The 25,056-nt window shown below is 60.8% G+C and carries 15 protein-coding genes; 4 read left to right on the forward strand and 11 right to left on the reverse strand.

The annotated features are described in order from the left end of the window. Positions 1-67 precede the first annotated feature (67 nt). From ACR9ZQ_RS28820 to ACR9ZQ_RS28835, 4 genes are read left to right on the forward strand one after another with little or no spacing between them, the layout of a single operon-like run. On the forward strand, positions 68-1,321 hold the full coding sequence (locus ACR9ZQ_RS28820; protein ID WP_113320962.1) for a sarcosine oxidase subunit beta family protein: 1,254 nt from the start codon (positions 68-70) through the stop codon (positions 1,319-1,321). Between the two features lie 12 nt (positions 1,322-1,333). Beyond that, positions 1,334-1,675 (forward strand): sarcosine oxidase subunit delta, encoded by a 342-nt coding sequence (locus tag ACR9ZQ_RS28825; RefSeq protein WP_007817381.1) that lies wholly within the window; start codon positions 1,334-1,336, stop codon positions 1,673-1,675. Further along, positions 1,672-4,665, forward strand: coding sequence for a sarcosine oxidase subunit alpha (locus ACR9ZQ_RS28830; RefSeq protein WP_481429178.1), 2,994 nt, complete (start codon positions 1,672-1,674; stop codon positions 4,663-4,665). Before ACR9ZQ_RS28825 ends, ACR9ZQ_RS28830 begins: the two co-directional genes overlap by 4 nt. Beyond that, positions 4,658-5,206, forward strand: a complete 549-nt coding sequence (locus tag ACR9ZQ_RS28835; protein ID WP_310383687.1) for a sarcosine oxidase subunit gamma — start codon at positions 4,658-4,660, stop codon at positions 5,204-5,206. The genes ACR9ZQ_RS28830 and ACR9ZQ_RS28835 overlap by 8 nt, the downstream gene beginning before the upstream one ends. A 15-nt stretch (positions 5,207-5,221) precedes the next feature. On the opposite strand, the gene ACR9ZQ_RS28840 is transcribed toward ACR9ZQ_RS28835, so the two are convergent. From ACR9ZQ_RS28840 to ACR9ZQ_RS28890, 11 genes are all read right to left on the reverse strand, one after another. Next, positions 5,222-5,710: a MaoC family dehydratase gene (locus ACR9ZQ_RS28840; RefSeq protein ID WP_113320958.1), complete on the reverse strand. Its 489-nt coding sequence runs from the start codon at positions 5,708-5,710 to the stop codon at positions 5,222-5,224. A gap of 87 nt (positions 5,711-5,797) precedes the next feature. After that, complete coding sequence (gene glgX, locus ACR9ZQ_RS28845; protein WP_310383684.1) at positions 5,798-7,768, reverse strand: glycogen debranching protein GlgX; 1,971 nt, start codon at positions 7,766-7,768, stop codon at positions 5,798-5,800. Positions 7,769-7,781: 13 nt separating this feature from the next. Continuing rightward, entirely contained in the window at positions 7,782-9,413 is a 1,632-nt protein-coding gene (locus tag ACR9ZQ_RS28850; RefSeq protein ID WP_481429179.1) for an alpha-D-glucose phosphate-specific phosphoglucomutase, read from the reverse strand. A 6-nt stretch (positions 9,414-9,419) separates the two neighbouring features. Next, positions 9,420-10,862 (reverse strand): glycogen synthase GlgA, encoded by a 1,443-nt coding sequence (gene glgA, locus ACR9ZQ_RS28855; RefSeq protein ID WP_113320955.1) that lies wholly within the window; start codon positions 10,860-10,862, stop codon positions 9,420-9,422. A 3-nt stretch (positions 10,863-10,865) separates the two neighbouring features. Continuing rightward, the gene (glgC, locus tag ACR9ZQ_RS28860; RefSeq protein WP_113320954.1) at positions 10,866-12,128 is read right to left on the reverse strand and encodes a glucose-1-phosphate adenylyltransferase; all 1,263 of its coding nucleotides are present in this window, start codon (positions 12,126-12,128) and stop codon (positions 10,866-10,868) included. A 19-nt stretch (positions 12,129-12,147) separates the two neighbouring features. After that, positions 12,148-14,355, reverse strand: a complete 2,208-nt coding sequence (glgB, locus tag ACR9ZQ_RS28865; protein WP_481429180.1) for a 1,4-alpha-glucan branching protein GlgB — start codon at positions 14,353-14,355, stop codon at positions 12,148-12,150. Next, a complete protein-coding gene (locus ACR9ZQ_RS28870) occupies positions 14,355-16,814 on the reverse strand; it encodes a glycogen/starch/alpha-glucan phosphorylase (RefSeq protein ID WP_113320952.1) in 2,460 nt (819 codons plus the stop codon). Before ACR9ZQ_RS28870 ends, glgB begins: the two co-directional genes overlap by 1 nt. Before the next feature lie 275 nt (positions 16,815-17,089). Continuing rightward, positions 17,090-18,295 carry a VWA domain-containing protein gene (locus ACR9ZQ_RS28875; RefSeq protein WP_481429181.1) on the reverse strand — a complete coding sequence of 402 codons (1,206 nt, stop codon included), beginning with the start codon at positions 18,293-18,295 and terminating at the stop codon, positions 17,090-17,092. A gap of 117 nt (positions 18,296-18,412) precedes the next feature. Next, positions 18,413-19,300: a transglutaminase family protein gene (locus ACR9ZQ_RS28880; RefSeq protein ID WP_481429182.1), complete on the reverse strand. Its 888-nt coding sequence runs from the start codon at positions 19,298-19,300 to the stop codon at positions 18,413-18,415. Continuing rightward, a complete protein-coding gene (locus ACR9ZQ_RS28885) occupies positions 19,297-21,714 on the reverse strand; it encodes a circularly permuted type 2 ATP-grasp protein (RefSeq protein WP_481429183.1) in 2,418 nt (805 codons plus the stop codon). The genes ACR9ZQ_RS28880 and ACR9ZQ_RS28885 overlap by 4 nt, the downstream gene beginning before the upstream one ends. Positions 21,715-21,728: 14 nt before the next feature. Beyond that, positions 21,729-25,055 carry a transglutaminase family protein gene (locus tag ACR9ZQ_RS28890; RefSeq protein WP_481429184.1) on the reverse strand — a complete coding sequence of 1,109 codons (3,327 nt, stop codon included), beginning with the start codon at positions 25,053-25,055 and terminating at the stop codon, positions 21,729-21,731. Position 25,056 lies beyond the last annotated feature (1 nt).

Consider the following 25,056-nt stretch of genomic DNA (forward strand, 5'->3'; position numbering starts at 1 on the left):
CCGCAATTCGATTTGCGATTTGTATGGCCACGACGAAAATGCCTTTGCCTGAAGGAGATGATGGCGGATGCGGAAATATTCGGTTTTTGCCGTAGCGCGGGAGGCTCTGCGCGGGCACAGGGGCTGGGAAAAGCAGTGGACTTCGCCGGAGCCGCGACCCGAATATGACGTGATCATCATCGGCGGTGGCGGTCATGGGCTGGGCGCAGCTTATTACCTTGCCAAGGAGCACGGCATCACCAATGTGGCGGTGCTGGAAAAGGGCTGGCTAGGCGGCGGCAATACCGGCCGCAACACCACGATCATCCGCTCCAACTATCTCTATGAAGAGAGCATGCACATTTACGAGCATTCGATGAAGCTCTGGGAAGGGCTGTCGCAGGAGCTCAATTACAATGTCATGTATTCGCCGCGCGGCGTGATGATGCTGTCGCACAATGTGCATGACATGCAGAGCTTCAAGCGGCATATCCATGCCAACCGGCTCTACGGCATCGACAATGAATGGCTGACACCCGAGCAGGCCAAGGCCTACTGTCCGCCGCTCGATATTTCGGCGACGGCCCGCTACCCGATCAATGGCGCCGCCTTGCAGCGCCGCGGCGGCACGGCGCGTCACGATGCGGTTGCCTGGGGTTATGCACGTGCGGCGTCAGACCGCGGTGTGCACATCATCCAGAATTGCGAAGTCACCGGCATTCGCCGTGGCCCGGACGGTCGGGTCACCGGCGTCGAGACCAACAGAGGCTTCATCGGCGCGAAGAAGATTGGCGTGTCGGCTGCCGGCCATACGACAACAATCATGAAGATGGCGGACGTGCGCGTGCCGCTGCAATCGAGCCCGCTGCAGGCACTGGTTTCCGAGCCGCTGAAGCCGATCTTTCCCTGCGTCGTCATGTCGAACACGGTACATGCCTATATCTCGCAGTCCGACAAGGGTGAACTCGTCATCGGTGCGGGTACGGATCAGTATAACTCCTACTCCCAGACTGGTGGCCTGCAGATCATCACGCATACGCTCGACGCCATTTGCGAGCTTTTCCCCATGTTCCGCCGCGTCAAGATGATGCGGCAGTGGGGCGGTATCGTCGACAATACGCCGGACCGTTCGGCCATCCAGTCGAAGACGCCTGTTCCCGGGCTCTACGTCAATTGCGGCTGGGGTACCGGTGGCTTCAAGGCGACACCGGGTTCGGCCAATCTCTTCGCCCATCTGATCGCCCGCGACGAGGTGCACAAGTTCAATGCCGGGTTGACGCTAGAGCGGTTCCGCTCTGGTCGGCTGATTGACGAGGCGGCGGCTGCCGCCGTCGCGCACTGACAGGAGGACGACATGCTGCTGATCTATTGCCCTTACTGTCAGGAAGAGCGCTCCGAGCTCGAGTTCCGTGGTGCCGGTGACGCTCACATCGTTCGGCCGGCCAATATCGCCTCAATCTCTGACGAGCAGTTCGAAGAATATTTCTTCCTGCGCGACAATCCGAAAGGCCTGATCTTCGAGCGCTGGCGGCACATGCACGGCTGCGGGCGCTTCTTCAACGCGGCGCGCGATACTATCAGCGACAAGTTCATCATGACCTATAAGGCAGGCGAACCGAAGCCTGCTATCGGGACTGCGGCCGAGCCGCATGCGCCGGTCGAGACCTACGAAGCAGTTGAAGGAGAGGCCCAATGAGCGGCGCGAACCGTATTGCCGGCAAGGGCCGGCTGACGCCCGCCAAAACCGCGCGTTTCACCTTCGACGGCAAGAGCTATACAGCGCTCGAAGGCGATACTGTTGCTTCGGCCTTGATTGCCCATGGTGTGCATCTTGTCGGCCGTTCGTTCAAATATCATCGCCCGCGCGGGATTCTTTCGGCCGGAGCCGAGGAGCCGAATGCGCTGATTGATGTTGCGCGCGACAGCGCCCGTAAGCAGCCGAATGTGCGGGCAACCGTGCAGGAAGTCTTCGACGGCATGATCGTGAAGTCGCAGAACCGTTGGCCTTCGCTTTCCTTCGATGTCGGCGCGGTCAACAACTTGTTCTCGCCCTTCTTCGCAGCGGGCTTCTACTACAAGACATTCATGTGGCCACGGGCCGCGTGGAAGCGCGTATACGAGCCGATGATCCGCCGTGCTGCCGGCCTTGGCGTCGCGCCCACGGAAGACGATCCCGACCACTATGCCAGCCGTTATGCCCATTGCGACGTGCTTGTCGTCGGTGCCGGCATTGCCGGCCTTTCGGCAGCGTTGGCTGCTGCGGAAGCCGGAGCAAAAATCATCCTCTGCGACGAGCAGGCGGAAGCCGGTGGCGCATTGCGCTTCGATGCCGGCGTGAAAGTGGATGAGCTTGATGGTTACGCCTGGGTGCAGAAGACCCTTGCACGCCTGAAGGCGATGGAGAACGTGGAGGTCCTGACCCGAACCACGGCCTTCGGCTACTACAACCATAATTTCATCGGCCTCGTCGAACGCGTCACGGATCATATCGCCCGCCCCGGCCGCGATCTGCCGCGCGAACGGCTGTGGCAGGTCCGCGCCAAGCGCGTCATCCTGGCGACCGGCGCCATCGAACGGCACATGGTGTTTCCGAACAATGACCGGCCGGGCATCATGCTCGCTTCGGCCGGGCGGATGTATCTCAATCATTATGGCGTTGCGGTCGGCCAGAAGGTCGGTATCTATACCGCGCATGATTCAGCCTACGAGGTGGCCTTTGACCTGAAGAGGGCGGGTGTTTCGATCGCTGCGATCGTCGATAGTAGACAGGCGCCGGGTGCAGCAGTATTGGCCGAAGCCCGTACGCTCGGCATCGATGTGCTGACTGGCCAGTCGGTCGTCAATACGTCGGGTGCACTGCGCATCTCGTCGATGACGGTTGCGCGCAACGGCGGCGGATCACCACGCAAGATCGCCGTCGATGCGTTGCTGGTCTGCGCTGGATGGACACCCTCCGTGCATCTCTTCTCCCAGTCGCGGGGCAAGGTTGCCTTCGATGCCGAGACGCAGCGTTTCCTGCCCGGCACCTATGCGCAGGACTGCCTTTCCGTCGGCGCCTGCAATGGCACTGATGGTCTGCAGCAGACCGTCGAGGAATCGCTTGCCGCCGGCGAGCTGATGGCGCAGGCCGTCGGCAGACAGGCGGGCAGCAAGATCGGCATTTCTGTCGAGCAGGCCTTCGACTGGACGGGTGGCATGATTGGTGCTGCCGAAGGTGCGGGGCCGGAGACGAATGCCAAGGCATTCATCGACTTCCAGCACGATGTCTGCGCCAAGGACATCCGCCTTGCGGTGCGCGAGGGCATGCATTCGATCGAGCATATCAAGCGCTTCACGACGAACGGCATGGCTTCCGACCAGGGCAAGCTTTCCAACATGCATGGCCTGGCGATCGCTGCCGAAATGCTTGGCAAGGATATTCCGCAGGTCGGTCTTACCACTTTCCGCGCGCCTTACACGCCGGTGACTTACGGAGCGCTGATCGCACATTCGCGTGGGCCCTTGTTCGACCCGACGCGCAAGACGCCGCTGCATGCCTGGGAAGAGGGCCAGGGAGCAGTCTTCGAAGATGTCGGCAACTGGAAGCGCGCCTGGTTTTATCCGCGCGCCGGCGAAACGATGCATCAGGCCGTTGCCCGCGAATGCCGCACGGCGCGCGACGTTGCCGGTATCTTCGACGCCTCGACGCTCGGCAAGATCGAGATCGTCGGACCCGATGCCGCCGAATTCATGAACCTCATGTACACCAATGCCTGGGACACGCTGAAACCAGGCAAATGCCGCTACGGCATCATGCTGCGCGAAGACGGCTTCGTTTATGACGACGGCGTCGTCGGCCGTCTCTCCGATGACCGTTTCCATGTGACGACCACGACCGGCGGGGCGCCGCGTGTTCTCAACCACATGGAAGACTACTTGCAGACGGAATTCCCGCATCTGAAGGTGTGGCTGACCTCGGTGACCGAGCAGTGGGCTGTAATCGCCGTGCAGGGGCCAAAGGCGCGCGATATCGTGGCGCCGCTGGTCGAAGGGCTTGATATATCCAACGAAGCCTTCCCGCACATGAGTGTCGCCGAGTGTAAGGTGGCAGGTATTCCGGCACGTCTCTTCCGTGTCTCCTTTACCGGCGAGACGGGCTTTGAAATCAATGTGCCCGCCGACTATGGCCAGTCGGTACTGGAGGCAGTCTGGGCCAATGCCGAGCCACTCGGCGCTTGTGTCTACGGCACCGAGACCATGCATGTGCTGCGCGCCGAAAAGGGCTATATCATCGTCGGCCAGGATACGGATGGTACGGTGACGCCTGATGACGCCGGGCTCTCCTGGGCTGTCTCGAAGAAGAAGGCGGATTTCGTTGGTATTCGCGGGCTGAAGCGGCCCGATCTTGTCAAGGACGGCCGCAAGCAACTCGTCGGTCTTGCGACGAAGGACGCGAAGCTGGTGCTCGAAGAGGGCGCGCAGATCGTCGCCAACCCGAACCAGCCTAAGCCGATGACGATGCTCGGTCACGTGACATCGGCCTACTGGTCTGAGAATTGTGGTCGCTCGATCGCCTTTGCACTGGTTGAAGGTGGCCGCAATCTCGTGGGCGAAACGCTCTATGTGCCGATGCCGGACCGGACCATTCCGGTCGAGGTGACGGATCTGGTGTTCTTTGACAAGGAAGGAGGCCGTATCCATGGCTGAGGTCGCAATTCGCAAACCGGCTCTCTCTGGTCTCCTTGCTGGTTCGGCGACGGTGCGCCTGACGGTGGCACCGGTCGCAAGCCGCCTTTCGCTGCGTGCGCCGGCTGAATCCGTATCGGCGCTCTCTTCCGCATTGGGACTGACTTTGCCGGCATCACCCAAGACCTCCGGCCGTGCCGGGGGGCGTTCGGCGCTCTGGCTCGGTCCGGACGAATGGCTCGTAATTGACGAGGCTGGTTCGGATCTTCCGGCGCTTCTTTCCGGCGCTGATGTCCTGCATTCGGCGGTCGATGTCTCTCACCGCAATGTCGGAATCATTGTTTCCGGACCGGGTGCGGAGGCGACGCTGTCCGCCGGCTGCCCGCAGGACCTCTCTCTGGAAATTTTCCCGGTGGGCGCTTGCTCGCGGACGATCTTCGGCAAAGTCGAGATCGTGCTCTTCCGCAGCGAGGAGGATACGTTCCGAGTGGAATGCTGGCGGTCATTTTCGGATTATGTCTTCGGGCTGCTCGCCGAAGGCGCCGAGGACGCAAGCCATTAAGGCCCGCAAAGGACCTTAAACGTCTTCCGGCCGGTCTTTCGGGTCAAACTGGATGATGGTGATCCAGCGGGTGGTGAGCGCCGGCTTCTTTTCGTTCTCGATTTCGATCGAGACATCATAGGTCGTCATCAGCATGCCGGCGCCGCGGAAGCGGGCGTCCGAGAGCACGAAGTGGCCGCGGATGCGGGTGCCGCTTTTGACCGGCGACATGAAGCGGACTTTGTCGAAGCCGTAATTGATGCCCATCGTCTGCTCACGCACCTTGGGCAGGCAATTGTAATTCATCGTCGACAGCAGCGAGAGTGTCAGGAAGCCGTGAGCGATGGTTCCGCCGAAGGGACTTTCGGCTGCTGCGCGAACAGGATCGACGTGAATGAACTGATGGTCGCCGGTTGCCTCGGCAAAGGCATCAATCATCTTCTGATCGACGAGGATCCAGTCAGACAATCCTGTTTCCGTGCCAACCAGCCCCCGGACATCCGAGAGCGAAATTTCCATGACCATGCATTCCTCGTAAAAAGCCGCAGCCGCAAGCCTTATCGCGCATTCGTGACGATTGCGATAACGATTCGTACTCGCGGGTTTCGTGGATCAATTTTCCACGAAATAGGCAACCGAACGCGGCTCAACGGTGGCGCGACCACCGACTTTCCGTGCGCCATCCGGCAGAAGCTGGCGCCAGTTTGCTTCGCCGGCTGAGGGAAGCGTGAAGAGTTGATGCTGTTCGGAGCGGTTGAAGAGCACGGCGAGGCGGGTCTCTTTGCTGTTGGAACGATCGTGCGTTGCAAGCACCATGCCGAGGGTGGAGAGCGAGGGCGTTTCCCATTCGCTTGTTGTCATCGGCTCGCCGGCGAGCGAAATCCACTCCACATCGCCGTTACCGGAAAAGAAGGCCAGGTCGGAGAAGACCGAGAAACGGCGGCGAAGCGTGGCGACGAAGGCGGTATGGGCGATCAGGTCTTCGTCCAGCAGCTTCCAGTCGACCCAGGTGATCTCGTTGTCCTGGCAATAGGCGTTGTTGTTGCCGTGCTGCGTGCGGCCGCCCTCGTCGCCGGCCGTCAGCATCACGCTGCCGCGGCTGGCAAAGAGGGTGGAGATGAGCGCCATGACATCGGCCTTGCGGCGTTCCCGGATGACGGGATAGGCGGTTTCACCTTCGACGCCGTTGTTCCAGGAATGGTTCTCGTTGTGGCCGTCGCGATTGTTCTCGCCGTTCGCCTCATTGTGCTTGCCGCTATAGGACACGAGGTCGATGAGCGTGAAACCGTCATGGGCGGCGAGGAAATTGACGCTGCGGGTCTCTGTCCCGCCATTGGCTGAGAAGATGTTCGACGAGCCGGCCAGCACGGTTGCGAGCGAACCCGTCTTCCAGCCATCGCCACGCCAGTAGCACCTGACGTCATCGCGGGCACGGTCGTTCCACTCCAGGAAGGGTGCCGGGAAATTGCCGAGCTGATAGCCGCTTGGGCCGATATCCCAAGGTTCGGCGATCATGATGCGATCGGCGAGCAGGTCATCGGCGAGGATCGCGGCCAGAGTGCCGTTGCGGTCGAAGCCGTTTGCTGTGCGGCCGAGAACGGGAGCGAGGTCGAAACGGAAGCCGTCGATGCCGGCATTGCGGACGAAATGGCGCAAGCTGTCGATGATGAGCCGCTGGACGTAGGGATGGTCGCAGGCAACCGTATTGCCGGTGCCGGTATCGTTGACGAGCACGGATGGCCGGTCCGCTACGTGACGGTAGTAGCTGAGATTATCGATACCGCGCAGCGACAGCGTCGCGCCGTATCGGTCGCTTTCGCCCGTATGGTTGAAAACAAGGTCGAGGATGACGGCGATGCCTTCCTCATGCAGCTTCGCCACTGTTTCGCTGAGCTCTGCGATGCCACCCGGCACGATACGCGGATCCAGTGCCATGAAGGCAACAGGATTGTAGCCCCAGCCGTTCGTCAGACCGAGCGGCGGCAGATGCCGCTCGTCGATCCAGGCGGTGATCGGCATCAGCTCGACGGCATCGACGCCGATGCGCTTCAGGTGAGTGATTACGGAGGGATGGGCCAGAGCGGCGACTGTGCCGCGCTGAGCTTCCGGCACGTCCGGATGCAGGATGGTGAAGGGCTTGACCGCCACCTCATAAATAAAGCCGCCCGGTTTGAAGAGCGGCATGCGGCTTTTGAGGGGCGCGTCTTTGGTGACGACCGACTTCGGGATCAGGTGCTGCGTATCTTCGCCGAAGATGCCGAGCCGCGGGTCGTAATGGAAAGGCCCATCGACCGCCTTGGCATAGGGATCGATCAGCAGTTTCGATGGGTCGAACCACAGGCCGTTATCCGGAGCGTAAATGCCGTCGGCGCGGTAGCCGTAGCGCGCGCCTTCCTTCAATCCATCGACGAAAAGACGGAAGACGTGGTCGTTGTCGCGGGCCATGGGGAGCCTCGCATATTCCTTGCCGTCATCGTCGAAGAGGCAGAGATCAACCTGCGCTGCATGATGCGACCAGACGGCGAACTCCACGCCAGTTTTAAAGACGATGGCACCGCCCTGTGCGGAACTGTTGCCCCCCATATGCCCCCCGGGATCAGGTGATCACGGTCGGCTCGTTGCGTCCCGTGCGATCACGAATGTTGGCGATGCTTTCGGCGGCCGCGATCAGATCGGCGAGCGCTTCCTGCGTTTCGATATTATGGCGAGTTGAATCCGGCTCATAGCGTTCGATATAGACGCGCAGGGTTGCGCCAGACGTGCCGGTGCCGGAAAGGCGGAAGACGACGCGGGAGCCGCCCTGGAAAAGGACGCGAATACCCTGATGTTCGCTGACCGACTTGTCGACAGGATCGTGATAGGCGAAATCGTCAGCCTTCTCGACTGTCAGATCGCCGAAGGTCTTGCCGGGCAATGTGGAAAGCTGGCTGCGCAGATTGTCGACCAGACTGTTTGCGGCATCGCTGTCGACACCTTCATAATCATGGCGGGAGTAGTAGTTGCGGCCGTAAGTCTGCCAGTGCTGGGTGACGATTTCCTGCACGCTCTCGCCGCGGACGGCCAGGACGTTCAGCCAAAGCAGAACGGCCCAGAGGCCATCCTTTTCGCGGACATGGTTGGATCCGGTACCGGCGCTTTCTTCACCGCAGATCGTCGCCATGCCTGCGTCGAGCAAGTTGCCGAAGAATTTCCAGCCGGTCGGGGTCTCGTAGATGCCGATGCCGCGCTTTTCCGCCACACGGTCTGCCGCGCCCGATGTCGGCATGGAGCGGGCAATGCCGGCGAGGCCGCCGGAATAGCCGGGCGCCAGGTTGGCATTGGCAGCGAGGATTGCAAGACTGTCGGACGGGGTGACGAAGATGCCGCGGCCGATGATGAGATTGCGGTCGCCGTCGCCGTCGGACGCAGCGCCGAAATCGGGCGCATCCTCACCCATCATCTCGTCATAGAGTTCCTTTGCATGAACGAGGTTCGGGTCCGGATGATGGCCGCCGAAATCCGGGAGCGGCATGAAATTGCGAACGGAGCCGGAGGGCGCGCCGAGACGGCTCTCGAAGATTTCCTTGGCATAGGGGCCGGTAACAGCACTCATGGCATCGAAGGCGATGCGAAAGCCAAGGCTGATAAGATTGCGGATTGCGCCGAAATCGAAGAGTTCTTCCATCAACGCGGCATAGTCCTCTACCGGGTCGATGACCGAGAGGATCATGCCGCCCGGGAGCTCTTCCTTGCCGATGCGGTCGATATTGACGTCGGCGAAGTCGGCGATCTTGTAGCTCTCGATCGCCTTGGAGCGGGCAAAGATCGCGTCGGTGATCTTTTCCGGGGCCGGGCCGCCATTGTTGACATTGTACTTGATGCCGAAGTCTTCGGTCGGGCCGCCGGGGTTATGGCTGGCCGAGAGGATGATGCCGCCGAAGGCCTTGTACTTGCGGATGATGTGAGAGGCTGCGGGCGTCGAAAGAATGCCGCCCTTGCCCACCATGACCTTGCCGAAGCCATTGGCAGCGGCCATCTTGATCGCCTTCTGGATGACTTCGCGGTTGTAGTAGCGTCCGTCGCCGCCGATGACCAGGCACTTGCCCTGATAGCCTTCCAGCGAATTGAAGATCGACTGGATGAAGTTCTCCGCATAGTTCGGCTGCTGGAAGACGGGAACCTTCTTGCGCAAACCTGAGGTGCCGGGTTTCTGGTCCTGATAGGGCGTGGTGGGAACGGACTTGATCATTTTAGTTCACATGCCTTTCGAGACGAGGCTTGAATACAGGGCAACATAACGTTCGGCGCTCTTCTCCCAAGAGACATCCGACTTCATGCCCTGCTTTTGCAATTGGGTCCAGACTTTTTGATCCGCGTAAAGGTGCATGGCGCGGCGCAGTGCCTGTAGCATGCTTTCTTCGTTTACAGGTGCGAATTGTATGCCTGTCGCCACCTTTGCCGCAAGTGCGGCATGATTGGCATCAATCACGGTATCGTTGAGACCGCCGGTGCGCGCCACGATCGGCACGCAGCCATAACGCAGACCATAGAGCTGGGTAAGACCGCAAGGCTCGAAGCGTGACGGGATGATGATTGCGTCGCAGCCGGCCTGCATGAGGTGGGACATCGGCTCGTTGTAACCGATGGAAACGCCGATGCGGCCGGGGTTGCGGTTGGCAGCGGCGAGCAGCGCACCTTCGAGGGCTGCCTCGCCGGATCCGAGCACGACGAGCTTGCCACCGAGTGCGACGATCTTATCTGCAGTGCTTGCGACAAGATCCATGCCTTTTTGCCAGGTCAGCCGGCTGATGACGCAGAAGATCGGCGCGTCGTCATGGTCGAGATGGAAGAATTCCTCGATCGACCTGCGGTTCTCCAGACGGTTTTTCAGCGTCGTCGGGCCGTAGTGCGTGTGGACGACCGGATCAGTCGCCGGATTCCAGATGTCAGCATCGATGCCATTGACGATGCCATGCAACACGTCACGGCGGCTGGCGATGACGCCTTCGAGACCCATGCCGAATTCGGGAGTGAGGATCTCGTCGGCATAGGAGGGACTGACCGTGGTGATGGCGGAGGCAGTCTGCAGGCCGCCCTTCAGGAAGCCAACGGTGCCGTAGTATTCGATGCTTTCGGTGGCAAAGGCATGGGGCGGCAGGCGCAGGCCGGGGAAAATATCGGCGCCGAACTGGCCCTGGAAGGCGATGTTGTGGATCGTCAGGATGCTCGGCAGTTCGGGCGTCGGATAATAGCGCATATAGACCGGCACCATGGCGGCCTGCCAGTCATGGGCATGCACGAGATCCGGCCGCCAGCCAGGCAACAGGCCTGCCGCGATTTCGGAACCAGCCAGCGAAAGGGCGGCGAAACGGCGCCAGTTGTCCGGATGATCCTTCCCGGTCGTATCCAGATAGGGACCACCCGGGCGGTCGTAATAGGCGGGAGCGTCGAGCACGAGGATATCGAGACCCTGATGCTCTACCTCCAGCACTCTTGCCGGCTGGCCGAGCAAATCCGGAAACTCCAGCCGAACGACCGGGTTCTGCAGCATCCTCATGACGCTGGGGTATCCGGGCATGAGGGTCTTGGTTTCGACGCCGAAGGATTTGAGGGCTATTGGCAGGGCGCCTGACACGTCGGCAAGGCCCCCTGTCTTGATCAATGGGAAGACTTCGGACGAAACCGAAAGAACTTTCATAAGTCAGATATCCAGCTTGTCGATCATCGGTTGCGTGATCAGGCAAATGCCGCTTTCGGTCCGTCTGAAGCGCCGCGCGTCGAGCTCCGGATCCTCGCCGACGACAAGACCTTCCGGGATCACGACACCATGGTCGATCACAACATCTTTGAGCTGCGCGCGCCGGCCGATCTTCACGTTGGGCAGGATGACCGCTCCATCCAGCTTGGAGAAGGAATTGGCCCGCACGCCGGTGAAGAGAAGGCTCCGGTTGAGGCTTGCGCCTGAGATGATGCAGTCGCCGGCAACGACCGACGAGGTCGCCGAACCGCGGCGGTCTTCGTCGTCATGGACGAATTTCGCCGGCGGGGTGATCTCGGCATAGGTCCAGATCGGCCAGGACTTGTCATAGATATCGAGGGCCGGAACGATCGCTGTCAGATCGATATTGGCCTGCCAGTAGGCGTCGATCGTACCGACGTCGCGCCAATAGGGCTCATGCTCGAAATCAGAGCGCACGCAGGACTTGGCGAAGCGGTGGGCGACTGCCTTACCGTGCTCGACGATGTAGGGAATGATATCCTTGCCGAAATCGCGGCTGGAGGTCGGATCGGCGGCATCACGGCGCAATGCCTCGATGAGGAACTTGGTGCGGAAGACATAGATGCCCATCGAAGCTAGCGCGAAATCCGGCTTGTCGGGAATGCCTGGCGGATCGGCCGGCTTTTCGATGAAGGCGAAGATTTCGTCCTTCTCGTTGACATGCATGACACCGAAACCGACCGCATCCATGCGCGGGACTTCAAGGCAGCCGATGGTCACATCCGCGCCGGTATCGACATGCTGCTGCAGCATGTATTCATAGTCCATCTTGTAGATATGGTCGCCAGCCAGGATGACCATGTACTCGACGCCGTAATCCTCGATGATATCGATATTCTGATAGACGGCATCGGCGGTGCCTTCGTACCACTGCGTTTCGGAAACGCGCTGGGAGGCAGGCAGGATGTCGAAGCTCTCGTTGCGCTCCGGCCGGAAGAAGTTCCAGCCACGCTGCATGTGGCGGATCAGTGAATGTGCCTTGTACTGGGTGGCGACGCCGATGCGGCGGATGCCGGAATTCAAGGCATTGGACAATGCGAAATCGATGATGCGCGCCTTGCCGCCGAAATAGACGGCTGGTTTGGCGCGTCGGTCGGTCAGTTCCTTGAGGCGGCTTCCCCTACCGCCGGCGAGAACATAGGCCATTGCATCGCGGGCAAGTGGCTGAATGCGCTTTTCTACCATTTTCTCCTCCCACCAGTCACTAATTCTCAGGTTCAAGCATGATCGTCGCCAACGGCGGCAGGGTTATCGAGCAGCTTATCTCGCCGCCGGCATCGACGGCCTGCACGCGCCCGCCATTGCCCTTTCCGCTGCCGCCATAGATGTCGGCATCGGTATTGAGGATTTCCCGCCAGCGCCCCGCCGAAGGCAGTCGGATCGAGTAGTTCTCGCGATAGACAGGCGTGAAGTTCGTGATGACGGCAACCGGCTTCTGGCCGGGCGCCTTGCGCAGCCAGGCGAAGACCGAGTTCTCGTAATCATCGGCGATCAGCCATTCGAAACCGTCGCCCTCGCAGTCGCGCTCATGGAGGGCGGCCTTGCTGCGATAGGTGAAGTTGAGGTCGCGCACCAGACGGCGCATGCCTTCGTGCATGCGATACTGGAGAAGGTTCCAGTCGAGCGACTTGTTTTCGCTCCATTCGGCCCACTGGGCAAATTCCTGCCCCATGAAGAGCAGCTTCTTGCCGGGATAGCCCCACATGAAGGCGTAATAGGCGCGCAGATTGGCGAATTTCTGCCAGTCGTCGCCCGGCATCTTGGCGATCAGCGAGCCCTTGCCGTGCACGACTTCGTCGTGGGACAGTGGCAAGACAAAGTTTTCCGAATAGGCGTAGAGCAGCCCGAAGGTCAACTCATTGTGGTGATGCTTGCGGTGCACCGGTTCGCGGCTCATGTAGCTCAGTGTGTCGTGCATGAAGCCCATATTCCACTTGAAACCGAAGCCGAGGCCGCCTTCGTGAACTGGTTGCGAGACTTTCGGCCAGGACGTCGATTCCTCGGCGATGGTCATGACGCCGGGATGCTCACCATAGATGCGGGTATTGAGGCTTTGCAGAAAGCGGACGGCTTCGAGGTTTTCATTGCCGCCATACTCGTTCGGGATCCATTCGCCGTGCTTGCGCGAATAGTCGAGATAGAGCATCGAAGCGACTGCATCGACGCGCAGACCGTCGAGATGGAATTTCTCCGCCCAGTAGAGCGCGTTGTTGATGAGGTAAGATACGACTTCGGTCCGGCCAAAATTGTAGATCGCCGTATTCCAGTCCGGATGGAAACCCTTGCGCGGGTCTTCGTGCTCGTAAAGCGCGGTACCGTCGAACCAGCCGAGACCATGTTCGTCGGTTGGGAAATGTGCCGGTACCCAGTCGAGAATGACGCCGATGCCGACCTTGTGACAGCCGTTGACGAAGCGGGCGAACCCCTCCGGCTCACCGAAACGGGCGGTCGGGGCATAAAGACCGGTCGTCTGATAGCCCCAGGAGGGGTCGTAAGGGTGTTCGGTAATCGGCAGGAATTCGATGTGGGTGAAACCCATGTCGACGCAATAGGGGATGAGGCTCGAAGCAAGCTCATCCCATGACAGCATGGAGCCGTCCTGGCGGCGCTGCCAGGAGCCGGCATGAACTTCGTAAATGCTGATCGGCTGACGGCGTTTGTCAGTCTCGCGCCAGTGCTTCAGATGCGGCTCGTCCTGCCAGTCCTGTATAAGCTCGGCTGCGGTCACGGAGGCCGTCTTTGGGCGCAGTTCGCTGCGGCGGGCAAAGGGATCAGCCTTCAACGGCAGCAGAACGCCGTCATGACCGCGTATTTCGAATTTATAGGGAACGCCGAGCGGCACGTCGGGAGCGAAGATCTCCCAGATCCCGCTGTCGGAACGGAAGCGCATCACATGACGCCGTCCGTCCCAGTTATTGAAATCGCCGACAACGGAAACGCGCTGGGCATTCGGTGCCCAGACGGCAAAATGGATGCCGGTCGCGCCTTCATGCTTGATGCGGTGGGCGCCCATCTTGTCGAAGAGCCGCAGATGCGAACCCTGCCGGGCGTAATAATCGTCCATCGGGCCGAGTACGGGGCCGAAGCTGTATGGGTCCGTCACTGCCCATTCGGCGTCGGCGCGCCGGGCGCGATAGCGCACCGGCTGGAATTTTGTGATGGAGACCTGGCCGCCGAAAATACCGTCAGGATGGAGCTGGTGGAGATCGCCGATCGGCGTTCCATCCAGCGCCATTGCCGTGACAGCTTCGGCGCCCGGAAGGAAACACCTGGTGATGAAGGCCTCGCCGGCCTGATGCACGCCCAGGACGGCAAAGGGATTGTCATGCGAGCCACTGAGGATTGCCGCTATTTCGTCAGCCGAAATTTCCCAGGGAAGCTTCACTTCAGGGGCGGCTTTCGGCGGCTTCATCAAGCTCTCCAGATCTCGTCTGCATATTGCCGGATTGTGCGGTCGGAAGAGAACCAGCCCATCCGCGCCGTGTTGTTGATCGTCTTCTCATACCAGGAGGACTGGTTGGTCCAGATCTGGTCGACCTCGCGCTGGGCGGCCGCATAGGCATCGAAATCGCCAGCGACCATGAACCAGTCATGGGAATATATGCCGTCGATGAGGCCGGTGTAGCGGTTGCGGTCGTCAGGAGAGAAGACGCCCGAGCTGATGGCGGCAAGCGCCTGCGCCAGCTCACGCGAACCCTCGATGATCGCACGAGGATTATGGCCCTCGCTACGGATCTTGGCGACTTCGTCTGCCTGCAGGCCGAAGATGACGATGTTGTCTTCGCCGACATTGTCGCGCATTTCGACATTGGCGCCGTCGAGCGTGCCGATCGTCAGTGCGCCGTTCAGGCCGAACTTCATGTTGCCGGTGCCTGATGCTTCCATGCCGGCCGTGGAAATCTGCTCGGAGAGGTCTGCCGCCGGTACCATGACTTCCGCGAGCGTGACATTATAGTTCGGCACGAAGACGACCTTCAGCAGGCCGCGGACAGACGGGTCATTGTTGATGGTGCGGGCGACATCATTGATGAGCTTGATGATGAGCTTGGCGTTGTAATAGCTCGGCGCCGCTTTGCCGGCGAAGAGTTTTACGCGCGGCACCCAATCCAGCTCCGGATGCGAGCGGATCTGATCGTAGAGCGCGACGGCTTCGACGATGTTGAGGAGCTGGCGCTTGTATTCGTGGATGCGCTTGATCTGGATGTCGAACATGGCCGACGGATCGAGCTTCACGCCCATGCGGCTGGCGACGAGATTGGAAAGAGCCACTTTGTTGGCGCGCTTCACGGCCGCGAACTTCTGCTGGAAACTCGGGTCCGTTGCAAACTTGTCGAGTGCGCGCAGCTTCTCGGCGTCATCGAGGAATTCGTCGCCGATCGCTTCGCGCACCAAGCCGGTCAGACCGGGGTTGCACTGCTGCAGCCAGCGGCGGGGGGTGATGCCGTTGGTCTTGTTGTTGATGCGATCAGGGTAGAGCTTGTGCAGGTCCGCAAAGACCGTAACCTTCATGAGGTCGGTGTGCAGCGCGGAGACGCCGTTGATCGAATGCGAGCCGACGAAGGCGAGGTTGCCCATACGCACGCGGCGGTCACCGCTTTCATCGATCAGCGAGATCGAACGGATTTCGGTGTCGGAGAAATTCCGCGTCTTGCGCGCTTCGATCAGGATCTTGGCGTTGATCGCATAAATGATCTGCATGTGGCGCGGCAGCAGACGCTCGAAGAGCGGAACCGGCCAGCTTTCCAGCGCTTCGGGAAGAAGCGTGTGGTTGGTGTAGGAGAAGGTGCGGCGGGTGATATCCCAGGCTTGTTCGAAATCCATGCCGTGCACATCGCAGAGCAGGCGCGTCAGTTCGGCAACGGAAACCGCTGGGTGCGTGTCGTTGAGCTGGATCGCCACCTTGTCCGGCAAGGAGGTGAAGTCGTCATACTGCTGCAGGTGACGGCGCAGGATGTCCTGCAGAGAGGCCGACGAGAAGAAATATTCCTGACGCAGGCGCAGCTCCTGGCCGGCAGGCGTTGCGTCTGCCGGATAGAGAACGCGGGTCAGGCTTTCAGCTCTGTTGCTCTCGCGCAGCGCGCCGATATGGTCGCCGGCGTTGAAGGCGTCGAGCAGGATCGGGTCTATCGGCTGTGCCGACCAGAGGCGCAACGTATTGACGCGTTTGCCACGCCAGCCGACGACAGGTGTGTCGAAGGCGGCGGCAATGACGCGCTCGGCCGGCTTCCAGACATATCGTGGCTGCTCGTCATGGCTGTTGATGACCTCGATCGAGCCGCCGAAGCCGATTTCATAGGCGCTTTCGCGGCGCTCGAATTCCCAGGGATTGCCGTGCGCAAGCCAGTTTTCTGGCAGCTCGACCTGCCAGCCGTCCGCCATCTGCTGACGGAAAAGGCCGTGGACGTAGCGGATGCCGTAGCCATAAGCCGGAACATCGACAGTTGCCATCGACTCCATGAAACAGGCGGCAAGACGGCCGAGACCGCCGTTGCCGAGCGCGGCATCCGGTTCGAGGCCGGCAATGACGTTGATATCGACGCCGAGCGAAGCGAGCGCATCCCGAACCTCTTCCATCAGGTTGAGATTGGACACGGCATCGCGCATCAGGCGGCCGATCAGGAATTCGAGAGACATGTAGTAGACGCGCTTGGCGCCTGTTTCATAGACCTTGCGGGTGGACTCCATCCACTTGTCGATGATGCGGTCACGCACCACGAGAATGGTTGCCGTCAGCCAGTCATGCGGCTTGGCGACCTTGGCATCCTTGCCAATGCGGTAGGTCAGACGCTCGATGATTTCCTCAGCGAGGATTTCTGGCCGGGAACTGCGCGGAGCTGGTGAGGGGATGATCGGCTTCGAAACAGTATTCATGTCAGGTCTCGCCAATTTTGATTTGGTTACAGTATCTTACGCCTGATTCAATCGATTTGTCGCTTATACCGACAGGGCAGTTTATGCACCGTTATCACGCACTTGCAACAAGGGAATTGGGCAAACGAAAAATTTGCGGAACCTTCATATTCGACAGGCCCAAGGGACTTGATTTCAATCGGTTTTCCCGATCTGATGGGCCGAATAAAGTCTAAACGAAAAGCCGCCCCGGTTTGTTCCGGAGCGGCTTTTTGCTGTGGTGAAGTATAGGCTTTTTAGTTGGTCAGGCGCGTTACTTGGTTTGCTGCCTTGGCGCCGATCGACTTGAAAGCATTCAGAAGCGCCGTCATATTCTCCGCTGCGAAATAGTGCGCGGAGGTCGTGGCGCAGTAGTTCAGCAGAGCTTTTCCGCCGGCCGGCGCCATGAGGGCGACTGTATAGACCTGGATCTTCTGGTCGCGGGCTTTGTCGCAATATTTCTTCGTGTCGGTGTCTGCCGAGGCTACGTTGTTGTCTCCATCGGTCATGAAAACAATGTATTTGGTCGGCGCCTGTCCGGTCTTATCCTGATGCGCCTTGTCCTCCTTCGGGTCCACCAAGCTATCATAGGCCTTCTTGAAAGCCGCGCTGGAATCGGTGCGACCCGAGGCGGTCAGCGCGTTGACGTAGCTGACAACCTTGGCGGTGCCCCAATCGAGCGGCTGTGCGGTCTGCATCTTGTCGTTATAGGAAACAGAGCCCGTGCGAACGTAGGTGCTATCGGGGTCGGCAGTATTGAGCTGACCGGCCAAACTGGCAACAGCAAGCTTCAGCGCCTCGATCTTGGTGTAGTAGTTCGTGACTGTATTTGTGCAGGTCTTGCTGACCCATTTGCGGGCATTGCCGTCGTAATAGCTGCAATCCTCAGTCTCGTCCCTCGTCGGCTCCGAAGCGTTGACCGTCGTGGTGTATTCAGCCATGGAGCCGGAACGGTCGAGGACGAGATACATGGAGACCGAGCCCTGGGTTTCCGAATGGCCGCTGACTGTCGTGCCTGATGCGGCGATGTTCTGCGTTTTGAAGCCGATCACGCGCATCATCGGGTTTACGTTGATCGTGTAGCTCGGCTCTACGGTAACTTGGTACGAGACAGACTTGCCGGAGGTCGTCGTGGAGACGTTCACCGCGGTGCTGTTCTTGATATCGGTCGTCGAAGGATCCGTGTCCTGAAGATAGTTCGCCATCTGGCCGGCGACGAAATCGCGGGCAAAGGCCTGGGCATCGGCGGGCTGAATAGTCTTGTTTGCAAGCGCAGTCGCGGTTGCGAGCGCGGCCGCGTCGGCCGCTTCCTGCAGTTGTCGCTGCGAAAGCAGCATGTCTGTTACCTGAATGGAGACACCCGCGACGCCGATAAGCACAGGCAGCAAGATGGCCGTCATGATACCAAAATTGCCGCCACGGTCGCGCCGCAGCCGATCAAGAAGCGAATGCAGGGTGTTCATCATGTCCACCGGTTCGAAGGAGCCCTATTTGGCTCTTGATGGACCAGATGACTTTAATGGGTGCTAAAGCCAGTCTCTAAAATTGCAGGCAACTGGCTGTTTTTTCCAATTTCGGGATTATTTGAGCGGAATTACGTCCACTGCCTGCACGGAACGCTGGCTGCCATAACTCTTGAGCACACCGATGACGGGAGCGACATCGGCATAGTCGCGGCCGTATGCAACGACGATATGGTCGGTTCCGGCAGGGATATTGTTGGTGGGATCGAGCTCAATCCAACCGGCCGTTTCGCCGCACCAGATGCGCACCCAGGCATGCATGGCGTCAGCCCCTTCCAGCCGCTCCTTGCCCGGCGGCGGGATGGTGCGCAGGAAACCGGAGACATAGCCGGCGGGAATGCCGAGGCTGCGCAGCGCGAGGATCATGACATGGGTGAAATCCTGGCAGACGCCGCGCTTCAGTTTGAAGGACTCCAGCGGCGTCGTGTCGACGGTCGTCGCTTCCGGATCGTAGGTAAAATCCTTGTTGATGCGAGCGCACAGCGCGTAGGCGATCTGCATGACGGTCAGCGATGGCTGGACACAGGTCGTTGCATATTGGCTGATCGCCTTGGTTTCCGTCAGGCGCGGACTGTCGCCAAGGAAATGGTGGGGCGATTCCGAATCGAGCGACCAGATTCCGGCGACTTCCTCCGGCAGGTTAGCCAGCAGCGGCGAGAAGTCCGCCGACATGACCTGGCTTTCGACCTGTACGCGGGCCTGCATGCGGATATCGAGCGTTTCATGCGGCGAGCGCAGCAGGAAGGACGTTGCCGGATGCTGGAAGAAATCGACGAAATGCGACTGTTCGTCCGGCTGCGGCGAAATGCTGATCGAGCCCGCGACAAGCCGCTGGCGGTTCGCCAGCGAGAGCGGCATGAGGCGCATGATATGGCGCGCGCCTGACGCAGGCGTGTCGTAGGCATAGCCCATATGCAGGGTGAGATCGTAAAGCACCGCCGTCATCCGAGATAGGTCTGCGCCAGGAGGTCGGAGAGGTGTTCCAGCTCGCGCTCCAGCCTATGATAGACGTCGCCATTCATCGTTTCCGGCGTCATGACGGCTAGGCCCGAATGCAGGCGCATCGCCTCGCGGTAGAAGGGCGACATCTGGCCGTTCATGAAAGCGTTTGGAAGCTGCTCCACCTCGCGATGGATCTCGTTCATCTGGAAGAGGATCGAGCGCGGATTAAGAGGATCGAGCGCCAGCAGGTCGGTGACCGTCAGCCGCGCCGTGTTGACGTTGTAGCGGCGGCGGTGGGTCATGACGCTGTCGCCGATTTCGAGCAACATGTCGAGTGCGCCGTCGGGCGCTTCCGGGCCGGACATGTGGCCGAGCAACCGCGTCATATGCAGGCCGCGCTCAATGTATCGGCCAAGCGAGAGGAAGCGCCATCCGGTGAAGCGGTACATGTTTTCATGCACGAGACCGGCGAAGCCTGCGAGTTTGCGCAGCAGGATGGTCATGGCGTGGCTGGCATCGTCACCGGCGGTGATAGTCGAGTGGAAGCGGCGAGCGGTCTTGGCGAGATCGTTGAGCGCCAGCCAGCCATCCGGCGAGAAGCGGTCGCGGATATTGCTCGCCGAATAGACCGCGCTCTCAATATTGCGCAGCAGCGATTCCGGCACCGGCTCGGCGGTGTCGATATCGACGGCGGCAAGATATTCGGTGACGTCGGCAAGCAGCGGCTGGTTCGGGTCGGCCGCCTCAGCGTAACGTGCATGCCATGCGCGCAGAATGCGCAGTGCCCCTTCAGCGCGTTCAATATAGCGGCCCAGCCAGAAGAGGTTATCGGCCGCGCGGCTCGGCAGGCTGCCCGGCATGTTGCGGGTGAAGCTGCCCTCGGCGGGCAGAAGAGTGTGGCGCTCGACCGGCTTGTCGCTGACGATCCAGACATCGGCCGCCGCGCCACCGGATTGCATGGCGATGGCGGCGACATCGTCTCCCGAGCCGATACGGGCAAAGCCGCCAGGCATGATCTGCCAGCCGTTGGCGGTACGGGCGGCGAAGACGCGCAGCGACATCGGCCGTGGCGCCAGCTTGCCGTTGACCCAGGCGGGCGTGGTCGAGAGGGTGACGACTTCCTGACCGACGAGCTTTGCGCCGTCGCTTGTCAGCCAGTCTGCAATCGAGTTCTTCGCTGTGGCGCGCAGCGACGAGCCGAGGACGGATTCGCCGCTGTCATCGAAGAAGGGGGCGCGGGAATAGGCCGGGCCGATCACCATCTTCTCGATATTGGCAGCCACGTGGTCACGCTCGTCCTTCTGGCCGCACCACCATGTGGCGATGGACGGCAGGCGCAGATCTTCGCCCAGCAGCTGGCGACAGACGGCGGGCATGAAGGCGAGCAGGGCGCGCGTTTCCAAAACGCCGGTGCCGAGCGCGTTGACGATGGTGATGGTTTCGGCGCGCAGCGACTCCACAAGGCCGGGGGTGCCGATATGCGAGTTCTGGTTCAGCTCCAGCGGATCGGCATAGGCGGAATCGAGACGCCGCCACAGAACGCCGATCGGCTTCAGGCCGGCGACGGTGCGCACCATGACGCGGCCGTTGACGACAGTCAGGTCCTCGCCTTCCAGCAGCATGAAGCCGAGGTAGCGGGCAATATAGGCGTGTTCGTAGTAGGTTTCGTTTGCCGGGCCGGGGGTGAGAACCGCGATGCGGTCGTCGCCCGAATGTTTCATCGTCTGCAGTGCATCGCGGAAGGCGCCGAAGAAGGAAGCGAGGCGGTGAACCGGCGTTTCGGCGTAAATATCGGAGAACGCTCGGGTGGTCGCCACGCGGTTTTCCAGCGCAAAGCCCGCGCCCGAGGGGGCCTGCGTGCGGTCGGCAAGTACCCACCAATTACCGTCAGGGCCACGGCCGATCTCGAAGGCGCAGAAATGCAGATAGTGCCCGGTTGCCGGTTTTACGCCAACCAGAGGCCGTTGGAATTCCGGATTGGCAGCGATGAGGGCGGGCGGAACGATGCCTTCCTCGACGAGCTCGTTGTCGCCGTAGATATCGGCAACCATCGCTTCGAGGAGATTGGCGCGCTGCACGAGGCCTGCCGAAAGAGCCTGCCATTCACGCTCGTCGATCAGCACTGGAATGTGGGAGAGCGGCCAGGCACGCTCGCCGCTGCCTTTGGCGCCGTAAGCCCGGTAAAAGACGCCGGCATCGCGCAGATAGCGGTCGGCGCGGGCGAACCGCTCGGCCAGATCCTTTTCCGGCATGATGTTCAGATGGGCGAGGAAGCGCTGCCAGACCGGGCGGATGGTGCCGTTATTGTCCACCATCTCGTCGGCGATGCCGGGCAAGGGCTCATAGTCGAAGACCGCATCCGCGCCGGCGCGTTCTTCGATTTCGTCCCTCAGTTCCAGTGCAGGCTTCTTGCCCATCAGACCCAGTTTCTTCAAATTCCAGCGGGCCGCCTCAGATCCAGCGTGAGCGGGAATTCAGGCGAAACCGTTTCGGCGCGCGGGATATAACCACCCGCCGTATGCCCCCACGGTTCGAAACGGGCAAGCCGCCGCGCTTCCGCTTCGTTGCCGTTGACCGGGAAGGTTTCATAATTCCGACCACCCGGATGGGCAACGTGATAGATGCAGCCGCCGATCGAACGTTTCGACCATGTATCATAAATATCAAAAGTCAAAGGCGTATTCACCGGCAATACAGGGTGCAGGCCGGAAGCCGGCTGCCAGGCCTTGAAACGCACGCCAGCGACCGACACGCCCGATGTGCCTGTCGGCATCAGCGGTACGATTCGGCCGTTGCAGGTGACGATGTAGCGCGAGACGTTGTTCGTTTCGAGCCGAACCTGAAGGCGCTCGACGGAGCTGTCGACGTAGCGGACGGTGCCGCCCGGCGCGCCTTCCTCGCCCATGACGTGCCATGGCTCCAGCGCCTGGCGCAGTTCCAGCTTCGAGCCCTCGTATTCGACCTCGCCGCAGAATGGGAAGCGGAATTCAAGCTGTGCTTTGAACCATTCGGGGCTGAGGTCGAAGCCGTTTTCGCGCAGGTCGGCGAGCACGTCGAGGAAATCGGTCCAGACGAAATGCGGCAGCATGAAACGGTCGTGCAGGGTCGTACCCCAGCGGACGAAATTGCCATCGGCGGGGTTTGTCCAAAAGCGGGCGATCAGCGCGCGCACCAGTAATTGCTGGGCAAGCGACATACGTGCGTTCGGCGGCATCTCAAAGCCGCGGAACTCGATGAGGCCGAGCCGTCCAGTCGGGCCATCCGGCGAGAACAGCTTGTCGATGCAGATCTCGGCACGGTGCGTGTTACCGGTGACATCGGTCAAAAGATTTCGGAACAGCCGGTCGACGAGCCAGGGCAACGGCAGTTGACCGCGACCCGGCGCTCCGATCTGCGCCATCGCGATTTCCAGCTCATAGAGGCTGTCGTGGCGGGCCTCGTCGATGCGCGGCGCTTGGCTGGTCGGCCCGATGAACATGCCGGAAAAGAGGTAGGAGAGCGAGGGATGGCGTTGCCAGTGGAGAATGATGCTTTTCAGCAGGTCCGGGCGGCGCAGGAACGGGCTGTTGTTTGGATTGGCGGCGCCGACGACGACGTGGTTGCCGCCGCCGGTGCCGGTGTGGCGACCATCGACCATGAACTTGTCGGCGCCGAGCCGGGTGGCCCGCGCTTCCTCGTAGATCGCCGTGGTGATGTCGACGCAATCCTGCCAGTTGGAAGCTGGATGGATGTTGACTTCGATGACGCCTGGATCGGGAGCGACGCGGATGACGTTGATGCGCTCGTCCTGCGGCGGCGGATAGCCTTCGATGTGAACCGGAAGCTTGAGTTCGGCAGCGGCGTTTTCGGCAGCGGCGATCAGCTCGAGATAATCCTCGACGCGCTCGACCGGCGGCATGAAGACGCAGAGCCTGCCTTCGCGCGGTTCGACCGACAAGGCAGTGCGCACGGCACCGCCTAAGTCGCCAAGGGTCTGTTCGACACGGACGGCGTGGCTTTCGTCCGTCTGGAATGATGCTTCCGGCATGGCGCGGCCGGCGGGTACGAAGACGTCAGGCAACGGCGGGCGCGGTATCGACGGATCTGCGGCGTGGATATAAGGGTAGCGCGCCGGCGGGACATAGGGCAGCGTGCCGAGTGGCAGGCGATAGCCGATCGGGCTATCACCCGGTACGAGAAAGATCTTTCCGCGGCGCGTGCGCCATATTTCGCTGACCCAGGTGCGGCTTGCGGCAGCCTTGGCATTCCATACCTGAACGGGAAGGATATAACCCGTCGGCACGGTGAGGCCTCGGGCGAAGACGCGGGCAATGCGGTTGCGCTCCTCGGGGTCCTTCAGCTTCGAATTCGACGGATCGACATTTTCGGGAAGGCTGCCTTCCTTGATGATCCAGTCTGCAGGATCCTCATAGGCCGGCTGCACCATATCCGGCTTGATTGCCAGTTCCCTGGCGATCGCCGTCAGAAGCTTTTCGGCATCCTCGGCCTTGACGCCGGTATCCTTGCCTTCAGCGGCGATCAGATCGAGGTTCTGCCAGATCGGTTTGCCGTCACGGCGCCAGTAGAGAGAGAAGGTCCAGCGCGGCAGGCTTTCGCCGGGATACCATTTACCCTGACCGTAATGCAGGAAGCCGCCGGGCGCGAAGCGCTCCTGCAGCCTGCGGATCAGGCTGTCGGCCTTTTCGCGCTTGGTCGGTCCGACCGCGGCAGTGTTCCATTCCTCGGACTGGAAATCGTCGACAGAGACGAAAGTCGGCTCGCCGCCCATCGTCAGGCGCACATCCTCGGCTTCGAGAACGCGGTCGACCTTCTCACCGAGCTGGTTGAGCTCGTCCCAGCTTTCATCGGAGAAGGGTTTGGTGATGCGCGGGTGCTCGGCGACCCGCGAGACCCTCATGTCGAAGGCGAATTCGGTTTCGGCCTCGCCGAAATAACCGCCGGAGATCGGGGCGGCATTGCTGAAATGCGGCGTCGCGGCGAGCGGAATGTGGCTTTCGCCGGTCAGCAGGCCGGAGGTCGGATCGAGACCGACCCAACCGGCGCCGGGCAGATAGACCTCCGCCCAGGCATGCAGATCAGTGAAATCGACCTCGGTACCGGAAGGGCCGTCGAGCGCTTTCAGGTCCGGTGCCAACTGGATGAGATAGCCGGAGACGAAGCGGGCGGCGAGCCCCAGATGGCGCAGAATCTGCACGAGCAGCCAGCTGGTGTCGCGGCAGGAGCCCTTGGCGGTTTCCAGCGTCTCCTCCGGCGTCTGGACGCCGGCCTCCATACGGATGACGTAACCGATCTGCCGCTGCAGGCGGGCATTGAGGCCGACGATCATGTCCACCGTCGGCTGATCAGGCGACCAGTCGAGCGTCGGCAGCAGTGCCTTCAGGCGCGGGCCAGCCGGCTCCGGCATCATGTAGATCGAGAGATCTTCACGGAGCGATTCCGGGTAGTTGAAGGGCCACTTCGTCGCTTCCTCCTCGACGAAGAAATCGAAGGGATTGTAGACCGTCATGTCGGCAACGAGATCGACCTCGATCTTGAATTCGGTCACCGGATCGGGAAAGACGAAGCGCGCGAGGTAGTTGCCGTAAGGATCCTGCTGCAGGTTCACGAAGTGGTTCGACGGCGTGACCTTCAGAGAATGGCTCAAAACCCGCGTCTTCGAATGCGAGGCCGGTTTCAGACGGATGATCTGTGGGCCGAGGCGGACCGGTTTGTCATACTGATAATGGGTCAGATGATAGATGCTGGCTTTGATCGACATA

The organism is Rhizobium sp. KNZ14-9A, from assembly GCF_056755015.1.